The organism is Rhizobium sp. BG4 (genome assembly GCF_016864575.1).
GTDB lineage: Bacteria > Pseudomonadota > Alphaproteobacteria > Rhizobiales > Rhizobiaceae > Rhizobium.
Window position 1 is genome coordinate 1,193,968 of record NZ_CP044126.1, and the last position, 12,122, is coordinate 1,206,089.

At 63.3% G+C, this 12,122-nt stretch carries 12 protein-coding genes and 1 pseudogene; 7 read left to right on the plus strand and 6 right to left on the minus strand.

All coding sequences use genetic code 11. The annotated features are described in order from the left end of the window. Positions 1–13 precede the first annotated feature (13 nt). Genes F2982_RS25640 through F2982_RS25650 form a run of 3 tightly spaced genes read left to right on the plus strand, consistent with a single transcriptional unit; the run spans position 14 to position 4,158 of the window. A complete protein-coding gene (locus F2982_RS25640) occupies positions 14–2,209 on the plus strand; it encodes a type I secretion system permease/ATPase (RefSeq protein WP_203430357.1) in 2,196 nt (731 codons plus the stop codon). Beyond that, positions 2,206–3,498, plus strand: coding sequence for an HlyD family type I secretion periplasmic adaptor subunit (locus tag F2982_RS25645; RefSeq protein ID WP_203430358.1), 1,293 nt, complete (start codon positions 2,206–2,208; stop codon positions 3,496–3,498). The genes F2982_RS25640 and F2982_RS25645 overlap by 4 nt, the downstream gene beginning before the upstream one ends. Beyond that, a complete protein-coding gene (locus tag F2982_RS25650; RefSeq protein ID WP_199625759.1) occupies positions 3,499–4,158 on the plus strand; it encodes a ribbon-helix-helix domain-containing protein in 660 nt (219 codons plus the stop codon). It begins immediately after the preceding gene. Between the two features lies 1 nt (position 4,159). On the opposite strand, the gene F2982_RS25655 is transcribed toward F2982_RS25650, so the two are convergent. Together F2982_RS25655 and F2982_RS25660 are read right to left on the minus strand one after the other, a co-directional pair. Next, the gene (locus F2982_RS25655; protein ID WP_203430359.1) at positions 4,160–4,906 is read right to left on the minus strand and encodes a phosphoglycerate mutase family protein; all 747 of its coding nucleotides are present in this window, start codon (positions 4,904–4,906) and stop codon (positions 4,160–4,162) included. Between the two features lie 172 nt (positions 4,907–5,078). Further along, positions 5,079–5,954: a transglutaminase-like cysteine peptidase gene (locus tag F2982_RS25660; RefSeq protein WP_246777595.1), complete on the minus strand. Its 876-nt coding sequence runs from the start codon at positions 5,952–5,954 to the stop codon at positions 5,079–5,081. A gap of 321 nt (positions 5,955–6,275) precedes the next feature. Here F2982_RS25660 and F2982_RS25665 point away from each other — a divergent pair, with 321 nt between their 5' ends. Together F2982_RS25665 and F2982_RS25670 are read left to right on the plus strand one after the other, a co-directional pair. Continuing rightward, the gene (locus tag F2982_RS25665) at positions 6,276–7,502 is read left to right on the plus strand and encodes a hypothetical protein (protein ID WP_246777596.1); all 1,227 of its coding nucleotides are present in this window, start codon (positions 6,276–6,278) and stop codon (positions 7,500–7,502) included. 68 nt (positions 7,503–7,570) lie between these two features. Then, positions 7,571–7,951 (plus strand): GFA family protein, encoded by a 381-nt coding sequence (locus tag F2982_RS25670; RefSeq protein WP_203430361.1) that lies wholly within the window; start codon positions 7,571–7,573, stop codon positions 7,949–7,951. A gap of 2 nt (positions 7,952–7,953) precedes the next feature. Here F2982_RS25670 and F2982_RS25675 read toward each other — a convergent pair whose 3' ends face one another. The 3 genes from F2982_RS25675 to F2982_RS25685 are packed head-to-tail and all read right to left on the minus strand — an operon-like array spanning position 7,954 to position 10,107. Beyond that, on the minus strand, positions 7,954–8,967 hold the full coding sequence (locus F2982_RS25675) for an aldo/keto reductase (RefSeq protein WP_130280667.1): 1,014 nt from the start codon (positions 8,965–8,967) through the stop codon (positions 7,954–7,956). A 27-nt stretch (positions 8,968–8,994) separates the two neighbouring features. Further along, positions 8,995–9,291, minus strand: a complete 297-nt coding sequence (locus tag F2982_RS25680) for a putative quinol monooxygenase (RefSeq protein WP_203430362.1) — start codon at positions 9,289–9,291, stop codon at positions 8,995–8,997. Between the two features lie 18 nt (positions 9,292–9,309). Then, the gene (locus F2982_RS25685) at positions 9,310–10,107 is read right to left on the minus strand and encodes a type 1 glutamine amidotransferase domain-containing protein (RefSeq protein WP_203430363.1); all 798 of its coding nucleotides are present in this window, start codon (positions 10,105–10,107) and stop codon (positions 9,310–9,312) included. Positions 10,108–10,220: 113 nt separating this feature from the next. Between F2982_RS25685 and F2982_RS25690 the strand changes: the two genes are divergently transcribed. Next, complete coding sequence (locus F2982_RS25690) at positions 10,221–11,135, plus strand: LysR substrate-binding domain-containing protein (protein WP_203430364.1); 915 nt, start codon at positions 10,221–10,223, stop codon at positions 11,133–11,135. Here the strand turns inward: F2982_RS25690 and F2982_RS25695 are convergent. Continuing rightward, positions 11,132–11,281 (minus strand): hypothetical protein, encoded by a 150-nt coding sequence (locus tag F2982_RS25695; RefSeq protein WP_348652523.1) that lies wholly within the window; start codon positions 11,279–11,281, stop codon positions 11,132–11,134. The two genes, F2982_RS25690 and F2982_RS25695, sit on opposite strands and share 4 nt — an antisense overlap. Positions 11,282–11,321: 40 nt before the next feature. Here F2982_RS25695 and F2982_RS25700 point away from each other — a divergent pair. Beyond that, positions 11,322–12,077: pseudogene (locus F2982_RS25700) on the plus strand (CBS domain-containing protein); the annotation flags it as partial. Positions 12,078–12,122: the final 45 nt, after the last annotated feature.

A 12,122-nucleotide genomic window follows, 5' to 3' on the forward strand; every position in this document is an offset into this window, starting at 1 on the left:
CGGCCATGGAACAATGCTGAACGTAGCGCTCGAAACTTCCAGCGGCACGCCGCTGCAAACATTCAAAGCCGCTTTCAAGTCTGTGGCTGCGTTCTATGGCCGTCCATCCTCGGACACGGTGCTCTTTTCCGGCCTGCCGGATGAGATCACCGAGTCACTCGAGGTTGACGATGTCGAGCGCATGGCCGAGCGTATCGGTCTGCAGGTCATCAAGCACGAAGAGCGCGATTGCCGCACCGGCAATTTCGACTGTCCGGCGATCGTCGCGTTCGCCGATGGCGGCGTGCTGCCACTGCTCGAGATCGCCGAAGACGGCTCCTACGTTACCGATATCGTCGCGATCCCGGGTGCGCCGATCCGCATCACGCGGCAGGAGCTCGCGGCGCTGAAGCCGCATACGGCTTTCGCCTTCACGCTCTATTATCAGAACGCTTCGGAAGAGGCGCTTGTCGGCAATGCCGTCGAGATCGAGAAGCGTCATTGGCTGGCAACGACGCTGGCGCCCTACTGGCGCACCTATGTCCGCGTCATGGTCGCGGCGCTGTTCATCAACCTCATCGCGCTCGGCTCGCCGCTGTTCACGATGAACGTCTATGACCGCGTGCTGCCGAACAAGGCGATCCCGACGCTCTGGGTTCTCTCGGCCGGTATCTCGCTCGCCTATCTCTTCGATTTCCTGCTGAAGACCGCGCGCTCCTCGCTGATCGACTATGCCGGCCGCAAGGCGGATCTGCGCCTGTCGCAGATGATCTTCGACAAGGTGCTGAACTCGACGCTCGCCTCGCGGCCGATGTCGACGGGCGAATATGCCAACCGCGTCACGCAATATGAGTTCGTCCGCGAATTCTTCACCTCGAACACGATCGGCGTCCTCATCGACAGCCTTTTCGTGTTCATCTTCCTGTTCGTGATCTATCTGATCTCCGGCTGGCTCGTCGTCATTCCTGCCGTCGCTCTGGTCGCCTCCGTCGCCATCGGCCTCTGGGCGCAGGCGGCGATCGGCAAGCGCATGGCAACGGCGGCGAATGAGGCCTCGCGCCGCCAGTCGCTGCTGGTCGAGACGATCTCGACCATCGAAACGCTGAAGAGCCTGCGCGCCGAAGCCACGATGCTGCGCCGCTGGCAGGAACTGACGAAATATTCGAGCCGCACCAGCGAAGACATCAAGCATATCTCCACCAATGCGATCAACACGACGATGCTGATCCAGCAGATGGTCAGCGTCTTCATCGTCATTGCCGGCACTTACGAATTCTCCGAGGGCCGCATCGCCATGGGCGCTATCGTCGCCACCGTGATGCTGGCAAGCCGCGCCGGTGCGCCGCTCGGCCAGATCGCCATGACGCTGGCGCGTTTCCGCCAGGCCACCATGTCGCTGCGCATCCTCGACAAGATCATGGAACAGCCTGATGACCGCCCGTCCACAGTCGGCTTCGTCAACCGCCAGATCGCCCATGGCGGCTTCAGCTTCCAGAACGTGTCGTTCCAGTATCCGGGCTCGGATCACCCTGTCATCAACGGCCTGTCCTTCAATGTCCGCCCCGGCGAAAAGATCGGCATTATCGGCCGCATCGGCTCCGGCAAGACGACACTCGGACGCCTGCTCGATGGCCTCTTTGCGCCGGCTGCCGGCCGCGTGCTGATCGATGGCGTCGATATCCGCCAGTATCATATGGCGGAAGTCCGTTCCGCCGTTGCTGTTGCCGGCCAGTCCTCGGATCTGTTTTCCGGCACCGTCAAGGAAAACCTGCTGATCGGCCGCGCAGATGCCACCGATGAAGAGCTGCTGCAGGTCGCCCGCATCACCGGTGTCGATGAATTCGTCGGCAATCATCCGCGCGGCTTCGACATGCCGGTCGGCGAGCGCGGCACCAATCTGTCGAGCGGCCAGAAGCAGGCGCTGACCATTGCCCGCCTGCTGCTGACCAAGCCAAAGATCGTCTTCCTCGACGAGCCCTCCGGCGCCATGGACCTTGCGACCGAACGCCACCTGATCTCGCGCCTGTCGAATGCCTTCGGCCCCGAGACGACGCTGCTGATCGCCACGCATCGCCACAGCATGCTGGAACTCGTCGACCGCCTGATCGTCATCGACAAGGGCAAGATTATCGCCGATGGCCCGAAGCAGGCCGTCATCCAGGCCATGCAGCAGCCGCGTCCGGCCGCCGCTGCCCCGGCAGCTTCGGCTGCCGCAGGAGTTGCCCGATGAGCCGCGCCCAGATCGACAATCCGCCGCTCTTTGCCCGTGCCATCCTGGCGCTCTGCGCCCTGCTGATCGCGAGCTTCCTTGCTTGGGCAGCTTTCGCCAGCATCGATGAGATCGCCCGCGGCGAGGGGAAGGTCATCCCGGTCTCGAAGACGCAGATCATCCAGTCGTCGGAACCCGGCGTCGTCCAGCAGATCGCCGTCACCCTCGGCCAGGTCGTCCGCAAGGGCCAGTTGCTGGTGCAGCTCGACAATACGACGACCGCCTCGACACTCGGTGAATCCGTTGCCAAGGCCCGCGCGCTCGGCGCCAAGGTTGCCCGCCTGAAGCTCGAGGAAGCCGGTCTCTACGACACGAAATTCGTCTGCCCTGCTGAGATTCTCTCCGTTGCCAAACCGGTCTGTGACAACGAGGAAAATCTCTTTGCCGCCGACCGTGCGAGCTATGAGAACAAGCTCGGCGTTCTCCAGGAGCGCGTCAAGCAGCGCGAGAACGAGCTCAACGAGGCTCATGCCAATATCGCCCGCTTGACCGACAATATCGACGGCGCCAAGCGCCAGTACGACCTGATCAAGCCGCTGAGCGACAAGAAGCTGGTTGCCCAGACCGAAATGCTCAAGGTCGAGCGCGATCTCACCGACCAGCAGGGGCAGCTCAAGGTCTATCAGGAGAGCATCGATCGCCTCGAAGCTGCCGTTCAGGAAGCCAAGCTGCAGGTTGGCGATCTGGCGCTGGAGCTGCGTCAGCAGGCGCTTACCGAAAAGGCCACGACGCTGGCAGAGCTCTCCGTTGTCGACGAGACGATCCGCGGCGCTTCGGACCGCGTCAAGCGCACCGATATCCGCTCGCCGGTCGATGGCATCGTCAACACGCTCGAGGTCAACACGATCGGTGCCTATGTCGATCCCGGCCGCGTCATCGCCGGCATCGTGCCGACCTCCGATACGCTGCTGATCGAGGCGAAGATCTCGCCGCGCGACGTCGCTTTCGTGCGCCGCGGCCAGCCGGCCGTCGTCAAGATCACCGCCTACGACTTCTCGATCTTCGGCGGCCTCGAAGGCGTCGTCGAGAACATCTCGGCGGACAGCCTCGTCGAGAAGGAAAAGGGCGAAACCTATTATCTCGTGCAGGTGAAGACCGAAAAGTCCGAGCTCTCGCGCAACGGCAAGGCCTATCCGATCATCCCAGGCATGGTCGCCTCGGTCGAAATCATGACCGGCAACAAGACCGTTCTGAGCTACCTCCTGAAGCCGATCAACAAGGCGCGCTCCGAAGCGCTGACGGAGCGGTAGATGCTGATCAGCAAGGCCGCCGCAACAGATCTCGCCAATGCCGAGCCCGTCGAGGAGCAGCTGCCGGCGATCGACGCCGAAGAGATCGAGCCGCGTTTCCGCGCCGTTGCCGGCCGCGGCGGGGAGCGCCGTGGCATTCGTCTTGAGCGGATCTATTGGGACGGCCTCGGCCGCATGTCGTCGGCCGGGAAGATGACGACTGCCGATCTCGTGCATCACACCGCGGCACAGATGCCGGAGACGGGCAACCTCGCCTCGCTGCTGCGCGTGCTCAGCTTCAAATGGGCGCTGAAGCGTCTCGATACGGTCGAGGATGTCTCCTCGATGGCCAATCTGAATGCGCTGATCCAGGCCTCGCCGTCACCCACCATCCTGCTGACGCTGGACAAGAAGATCCAGCTCTTCAACGATGCCTTCCTGTCGATGCTGCGCCACCGCCTGCCGATGGGCGATGCGGCGCAGCTGACCAAGAGCCTGCGTTTCTCGATCGATACGCAGATCGAGGATGCGATGGCAACGCTTGCGATGAACAAGGGCAAGACGCTGAACACCGGCTTCAGCATTGCCGCCGGTTCGCAGGCGATGAAGGGCCAGATCAACCTGGCACTGGCGCCGACCCACGAAAAGCCGATGCTGGTCGGCTATATCTCCCGCTACTGATCTAACTATTTGATTTCGGTGTGATCGTCAGATCCGAGCCATGGGCTGCGCGCAGTTCTGTTGCGGCTTCCGGCGTGCGGTCATCGGCCTTGTGCAGCAGCATTGAGCTGTAACCTTCGGCATGCGTGCCCTCGATCAGCGTCACGTCGGCATTGCCAGGGTTGTCGGAGTGTTCGAACCAGTCGATGCCGTGATGCAGGAAGTTCATCTCGAAGGCCCGGTTGGTGACGCCGTGGCCGACGATGATGGCGGTATCGTTGCCGCGGCCGATATCGTGCATGACCGTCAGCAGGAAGAGCCGCACGCGCTGCGCCACATCGGCCCGGCTCTCGCCATCCGGCGGGCGGGCATAGAACTTGCCGCTATTGTTGCGCAGCCGCGCCCATTTCTCGAATTCCTCCGGAAATTTCCGCCGCTGCTCGGCGCGATCGTAGATCTCGGTGAACAGCCCGAAATCCTGTTCGCGCAGCAGGTAGTCCTCAAGCACCGCGCCGACGGCGGCCGCAGGCAGCGCTTCCAGGATCGCATCCTTGGTCTGGCGGGTGCGCAGATAGGGCGAATGCCAGACGGTGGCTTTTGGCGCGGCGTCGGTGAGACCGGCGAGATAGGCCGCGATGCTCTGCCCTGCTGCGAGCGCCTGCCGGTAACCCCACTCCGTCAGCGGGACGTTGTGATCGCCGAACTGGCGATAGGCGCTGTCGCTGAGATTGCCGAGAGATTCGCCGTGTCGAACGAGAAAGATGCGCATGTGATGCCATGGTGTTGCGGATGGCCGCTATCATACGGGGGTAGAAGTGGGGTGCAAGGTTCCTCCACTTCCCTCATTCGTGTTGCAAGCACAGGGATGGGGAGTGACGTTCGGAAACAAAAAGCCGGCCTCAAAGGCCGGCTCCTGCACTCCGCTCGATATCGCCTGAGGCTCAGTAGGGGACACCTTCGCCAGGGGCGACTTTTTCGAGCGGCATGGCGGAAGCCACCTGTTTGTTGCCGGCGCGCAGGCCGTGGAGATAGCCCTTGCCCGATGTGATCGAGTAGAGCGGCTGGTAGTCGGGCAGGCGATTGTCGGTCAGAACCTGGTCGCGCATGTTGTCGAGGATGAAGTAGTTGCCGTTGACGGCGACCGAGAGCACGGCGTGGTAGAAGTGGCGCTTCTGGTCGAAGAGAACCACGATCGACATATCCTTCATGTCGACGCCCTCTGCCTTCAGCGCCGCCATCTTCAGGATCGCGAAATCTTCGCAGTCGCCCTGCTGGCGGGCGAGCGTTTCCGATGGCGTCGCCCAGTAATCGGCAACCTTGTAGGTCTCGATGTCCTTGCGGTAGCGGATCGCGTGGTTGACGGCGGCGTTGACAGTGTTCAGCTTGTCGCGGATCGAGGCCTGCGATGCCTGGCCGAGGGCGGCCTTGATCACCTGCGCGGCATTGGTGCAGCCCTTGGCGTTGCAGTTGATCGCCGCACCACTTTCCATTTCGGCCAGCGACGGCGCAAAGCGCTTCACGGCGGCGAGCCGCTTGAAGGGAATGGTTACCGAACCGAACACCGCATCTTTCGAGGCCGCGGGCTTGGCCGGCATGTCGGGCTTAATCGAGGCGGTCGTCTGCGGCTCGCCCACCTGTTGCGGCCGTGCAATGGCGGCAAGATCAATGCGCTGGAAGCGTGCCGTGATACCGCTGTAAGCGGTCTCTACCATGCCGTAGAGGCCGGATATACTTGCGGCACTTGCAAGTGCAGCCAGCGTATTTTCCGAAGCAACGCTGGCATATGTCGTTGCAGAAATCTGCGGGGAAACCAACAATCCGGCATTCGCAGGCGCCGAACCAAGAAGAGATGCGAAAGATGCAAAAGTAAAAGCTGCAAGTATTTTTGATTTTGTGCTGCGCTTCATCGGATTTCTCTCTCACTGTTTGAGAGTAATGTACCGATGAGCTATAAATATGCGGTGTGGAAGCTTAGGAAATGCAAGTATAAATATTCCGGTCAAAGACGCATAAAAGTTTAGCGTTTGCGTCAACCAAGTTTGGGGGAATGGTTTGATTTTCGCGCCCGCCCGGTGCAGAAATAAGCCCATTCTAAAAAGGCCGCCAAAGGCCGCGACATCGCATCCTCGGGGGAAACAGTGACGCCGCATCTGAATGTGAACACCGGGCGCCCGCATGGTTTACGCCAGGCGGCTCTCAAGACGTCTGGTGCGATGCGCCGCATGGTTCCGGTTCTGGCGCTCTTGGCCGGCGGCTTTCTTGCCGGTTGCCAGGCGGATGGCGATGGTCTCTCCAACACGGTCAAGAACACCGATATCAAGGCGCCGTCCAGCGATGTTGAGGAAAGCTTCGGCGAGACCGGCGCCGAGATCACCCTGCTGATCCCGAAGGGCGCAAGTGGCATCTATGAAGGCGAAGCCCGCGATATCCGCGATGGCGCAGCGCTCGGCACCGGCGAAGTCGGCAACGGCCAGGTCTTCGTCAAGGTGATCGATGTCGGCAGCGGCCCGGCCGCGGTGGCGTCCGCAGTTTCCGCCGCCAAGGCGCGCAATTCGGCGTTGCTCGTCAGCTTTGCGCCGCAGGCGACGGCCGCCGCTGTCGCAGCCATCCCCTCGGCCGAGCGTCCGCCGCTGATCAATCTCGGCGCCCCGGTCCCGACGGCGACGGGCAATGTCTATAATTTCGTCTCCGACGAGACCGACAGCGCCGCCGAAGGCGCGCGCACGGCTGTTGCCAGCGGGCACAAGAAGGTTTTCGTCTTTGCGACGACCGAGTTGACGGGGATGGGTGAGGCGGAGATTTCGAATGCCGTTCGCGCCGGCGGCGGCACCTATCTCGGCTCGGCGCGCTATGCGCTCTCGGATGCCTCGGCCGCCGATGCTGTCGCCAAGAGCAAGGCGCAGATGCAGGGCGCCGATACCGTCGTCGTGCTCGGCAAGTCGGTGATCGTCACCACGGTCGCCGGCGCCATCAAGGCCGCTGGCTTCAACAATATCACGCTGGTCGGCACCAGCGGCTGGCCGCAGCAGTCCTATACCAGCCCGTCGGTGCAGGGCGCGCTGATCGCCATGGTCGATCCCGAGGGCGCCTCGATGATCTCGGAGCGCTACCAGCGCCACTACCGCCGCCCGCTGACGGCCAACGCAGCCTATGGTTACGACGCCGTGGCGATCGCCTCTGGCATCATCCGCACCAAGGATGCCAAGGCGCTGACCGCGGAGAACCTGACGAGCAAGACCGGCTTCCGCGGCATCACCGGCCTCTTCCGCTTGAACGCTTCGGGCGGTGTCGAGCGCAAGCTCAGCCTGTTCACGCTGACGGGCGGCAAGCCCAATCTGTTCGTGGCGGCCCCCAAGGCATTCTGAAGCCATCCGACGGTTTGCCCGGCGGCGGTTTTGGAGCCTGCCCCTGTCTGCAAACCAAGGAGATGGCCATGAAACGCCTGGCATCCTGTTCCTGCGGCAAGCTCTCGGCCACTGCCGAAGGCGATCCGCTGACGATATCCGTTTGTCACTGCACCGCCTGCCGTCAGCGAACCGGCAGCGCCTTCGGCGTCGCCGTCTTCTTCGACAAGGAGATGGTGGAATGCGCGGGTATCTCGCAGACCTACAGCCGCCTCGGCCGGAGCGGCAAATCGATCACTTTCCACCTTTGCCCCTCCTGCGGCTCGACGGTCTATTGGCTGCCCGAATTTCGCGACCAGTTGATCGCCATTGCGCTCGGATGTTTCGAGGAGCCTGAAACGCTGACGCCAAGGCAGAGCGTCTTCAATGAAAACTCCTTGCCCTGGGTCACACTCGATATCCCTGCTTGAGCTCACTGCCCGTGCGGCAGGGGTGCCTCGGGGTTGATGACGCCGGCCTTGCGCAGGTCCCGCCAGAACTCGGCAGGAACCGTCTCGTTCAGCGCCGCGCTGTCTTCGGCGATACGATCCGGCTTGCTGGCGCCCGGGATGACGGCGGCGACGGCCGGATGGGCGAGCGAGAATTGCAGGCCTGCTGCCTTCATGCTGACGCCGTGGCGGTCGGCAATCGCCTTGATGCGCGCCACCTTGTCGAGGATAGCAGGCGTGGCCGGGGCATATTCGAAATTCGGCCCGCCGACCAGCGCGCCGGAGCTGTAGGGACCGCCGGCGACGATGCCGAGCCCGCGTTCGGCAACCAGCGGCATCACCCGCTGCAGCGCGCGGTCATGGTCGAGCAGCGTATAGCGCCCGGCAAGCAGGAAGCCGTCGGGGCGTGGCCCCTGTAAGCCGAGCAGCAGCTCGATCGGCTCGACACGATTCACCCCGAGACCCCAGGCCTTGATCACGCCCTCGTCGCGCAGCCGATCGAGCGCCTTGAAGGCACCCTTGCGGGCAGTCTCGAAGACATCGAGCCATTCGTCGCCGTAGAAATCCTGGGCGACGTCATGCACGAAGGCGATATCGATCCGGTCGGTCTTCAGCCGCTTCAGGCTGTCCTCGATCGAGCGCAGGGTGGCGTCCGCCGAGTAGTCGTTGACGATCTTGTTCGGGCGGCCGTACTTGAAGACCTCGCCCTTCTCGCCAAGATCGCGGGCGCTGACATCCTCGATCTCGTCGAGGATGACGCGGCCGACCTTGGTGCTGATCACGTAGTCGTCGCGCTTCTTGCCGGCCAGCGCGTCGCCCATGCGGATTTCCGCAAGACCGGCGCCATAGAAGGGCGCGTTGTCGAAATAGCGGATGCCGTCGTTCCAGGCGGCATCGACTGTTGCCTGTGCTTCCGCTTCCGGAATGTCGCGGAACATGTTGCCGAGCGGGGCGGCGCCGAAGCCGAGCTTGCTCGGCAGAATATCCTTGAGTGCCATGGGTCTGTCCTCTCCTTGTTGTCAGGGTCAGCCGATATCGGCGGGATCAAGCACGAGCGCGGTGCGTTCGGCGAGATCGTTGATCTTTGCGAGATAGGCCTTGAAATGCGGGGTCTGGCGGTGGGCGGCCACCGCCTCATTATCCTGGTAGAGTTCATCAAGCGCGAAGCGCGTGGCATCGGCCTGATCGCGCCAGATGTCCCAGCGCAGATTGCCCGGCTCCGCCCGGCAGGCGGGTGCCATGCCGGAAAGGAGCGCTTCCAGTTCCTCGGCCTTGCCAGGCCGGGCGGCGAGGATCGCCATGATCTTCACGGGATGCGGCATGGCTGTCTTCCCCCAGTCTCAGGCCGCCGTCGCGCGGTCGAGAGCCTCGACCAGCCTGGCGGCGAGCGGATGGTCGGAACGCGGGTTCTGGCCGGTGATCAGTTCGCGATCGACGATGACGTGCGGTTCGAAATCGACCGCTGTCGTCACCACCTTGCCCCCGGCCGTCTGCAGCGCATCGACCACGTTGAAATAGAGCTTGGCGTGAAGAATGTAGTCCTCGACGATCTTTTCTTCGCTGTTGGAGAAGACGGTCATCCGGTAGCCTTCATATTGCCAGCCCTTGGCCCACTCGGCAGCCTTGGCGGGATCGCCGGCAACCAGTGCAGCGCGGAATTCGCGGGCATGCGGCATGGCCGAGGCAACGGCAATCGGGCCGTGGCAGAGGAGGGCGGTCGGCTTGGCCTTTTCGTGGAAGTGCCGCAGGATTTCGCCGAGATCGGCATCCTGCATCAGGTCGACCACGGGTGCCTGACCACCAGGCACGAAGACACCGGCGTACTCGTCCAGTCCTTCGGCGATAACCGTCGCCAGCGTCTTGAGGTTGTTCATCGACGGGTCCTCGGCATAGAAGGCCTTGGCCTGGCGATAGGCGGCCTCATCACCACCGAAGTGATCGGCCTTGTCGGACGCTTCGTCGATATGCGGCTTGGTACCGTTAGGCGTGGCGAGAACCACCTCATAGCCGGCAGCGATCACCGCCATCGCCGGAACCACGGTTTCGTTCAGATACTGGCCGGTTGCGCCGGTGCGGCCGCCCCTGGTTTCGATGCGCGTTGCATTCGAACCGACTACGAGAACTCTACCCTTGCTCATTGTCATCTCCTTGGCCCTCTGGCCTCGTTTCGATGACTGGATGATGCCGTTTCTCAACGTATTTCGGAAATTTATTTGTTCTATTCCAGATATTCGCATGGCATTATAACTGGATGCGATACGACCTGAACCTGATGCCCGTCTTCCTCGCCCTCATGGAGGAGCGCAACGTCACCCGCGCCGCCGAGCGTCTGGGGATTACCCAGCCGGCGCTGTCGAATGCGCTGAACCGCTTGCGCGACACGCTGCGCGATCCGCTGTTCATCCGCGAGCGCTACGGCATGCGCCCGACGCAGCTCGCCGAAGAGATGGCCCCGGTGATCCGCACGGCGCTGGCGCAGTTCGACGAGCTGATCCTCGGCCAGCAGGAATTCGATCCGGAAAAGGCATCGCGTCTCTTCACAGTCGCGCCGAACAGCTATGTCGAATTCGTGCTGATGCCTGAAGTGGTCGCTCGCCTCCGGGAGCGCGCCGATGGCATCAAGCTCCGCCTCATCCCCTTCGGCAGCGATCTCTCCGAAACCGGTGCCGTCTCGGGCACGACGGAGATGGTGCTCGGCCGCATCACCGATCCGCCGGACAATATGGTCGTGCAGCACCTGATGGATGACGGGCTCGCCTGCGTCGTCCGCGCCGATCATCCCGAGATCGGCGACAGTATCTCGAAGGAAGATTACGAGCGGCTGAAGCATGTCAACGTGCTGCCGCCTGGGCGTCTGCGCGCCGGCCTGTTCCAGGCACTGGAGCAGCGTGGCCTGCGCCGCGAAGTCGCCGTATCCGTCACCCATTTTTTGGCGGTGCCGGAAATGATCGCCGCCACCGACTATTGCACCACGCTGCCGCGCCAGATCTGCCGGCGGCTCGCCCGCGACACCCGCCTGAAGATCCTGCCCGCCCCCGCCGATCTCGGCACCTTCCCCGTCGAGATCGCCTGGCACGTCCGCTACCGTCACGACCCCGCGCACCGCTGGCTGCGCTCGCTGATATCGGAGGTGGCGAAGGAGATTGCCGGGCAGGCTGACGCCTAATCCGACCAGGGATCGTCCTGCAGCTCCATCCCCTCCTGCAAACCATGCAGGATGTCGATCAGCCGTGGCGCCAGGTCGCGGATTTCGGTGAGGTGAATGGCGGTCAGCCGCTTGAGCACGGTTTCGGCCTTGGCAGTCAGCGCCAACGTCTGGCGGCGCTTGTCGTTCGGGTCGGCGGTGCGCGACCTGGCGCCGCTGCTGATCTTCGGCGGCGCGCTCGGCTGGCTGGTCGGCCTGGTGTTGCCCGGCGATCCCGGCTTCTGGGCGCTGCTCGGCATGGCCGCGATGATGGGCGGCACGATGCGCGCGCCGCTGACCGGCACCTTCTTCGCCGTAGAGCTGACCGGCGACGTCTCCGCTCTGCTGCCGCTGCTGGCGGCGACGGTTTCGGCCTATGCCGTCACCGTGCTGCTGCTGCGCCGCTCGATCCTCACCGAAAACATCGCCCGCCGCGGCCAGCACATCACCCGCGAATACGGCATCGATCCCTTCGAATTCTCCCGCGCCCGCGACATCATGATCTCTGACGTCGACAGCTTCCGGGCCGACATGACGGTCGCCGAGGCGATCGGCCATTTCACGACTAAGGAGAAAACGCACCGCGTCTATCCCGTTGTCGACGGGCTCGGCATTCTCAAGGGGCTGGTCTCGCGTGGCGATGTCTTGCGCTGGCAGCAGGAGAGGGCGGAGCTCGATCAGCCGCTCGCCGATCTCGTCTCCGATGCTTCCCTGCCGCTCGCCCATCCCGACGACACGGTCGGCTATGTCGCCGACCTGATGCTGGCGACGGATGCGGGCCGCATTCCGATCGTCGATCCCGAGAGCGGCCAGCTCGCCGGCCTCGTCGCCCGGAAGGATCTGCTGCGGCTTCGCCACTCCCTGCAAGCCAACGAAACGCAACGCCAGCCCTATTTCGGGCGAAGCGCCAAGGCGCTGCCCTGAAGCCATCAGCCAGTCGCGGCCGCTGAGGCCGCGACTGCCCTCTAA

What these genes read in the sequence shown, in the direction of transcription:
- F2982_RS25685 (WP_203430363.1), bottom strand. Translation starts at nt 10,107, where the DNA reads ATGAGCAAGGGTAGAGTTCTCGTAGTCGGTTCGAATGCAACGCGCATC.
- F2982_RS25650 (WP_199625759.1), top strand. Translation starts at nt 3,499, where the DNA reads ATGCTGATCAGCAAGGCCGCCGCAACAGATCTCGCCAATGCCGAGCCC.
- F2982_RS25655 (WP_203430359.1), bottom strand. Translation starts at nt 4,906, where the DNA reads ATGCGCATCTTTCTCGTTCGACACGGCGAATCTCTCGGCAATCTCAGC.
- F2982_RS25645 (WP_203430358.1), top strand. Translation starts at nt 2,206, where the DNA reads ATGAGCCGCGCCCAGATCGACAATCCGCCGCTCTTTGCCCGTGCCATC.
- F2982_RS25675 (WP_130280667.1), bottom strand. Translation starts at nt 8,967, where the DNA reads ATGGCACTCAAGGATATTCTGCCGAGCAAGCTCGGCTTCGGCGCCGCC.
- F2982_RS25680 (WP_203430362.1), bottom strand. Translation starts at nt 9,291, where the DNA reads ATGCCGCATCCCGTGAAGATCATGGCGATCCTCGCCGCCCGGCCTGGC.
- F2982_RS25670 (WP_203430361.1), top strand. Translation starts at nt 7,571, where the DNA reads ATGAAACGCCTGGCATCCTGTTCCTGCGGCAAGCTCTCGGCCACTGCC.
- F2982_RS25690 (WP_203430364.1), top strand. Translation starts at nt 10,221, where the DNA reads ATGCGATACGACCTGAACCTGATGCCCGTCTTCCTCGCCCTCATGGAG.
- F2982_RS25640 (WP_203430357.1), top strand. Translation starts at nt 14, where the DNA reads ATGCTGAACGTAGCGCTCGAAACTTCCAGCGGCACGCCGCTGCAAACA.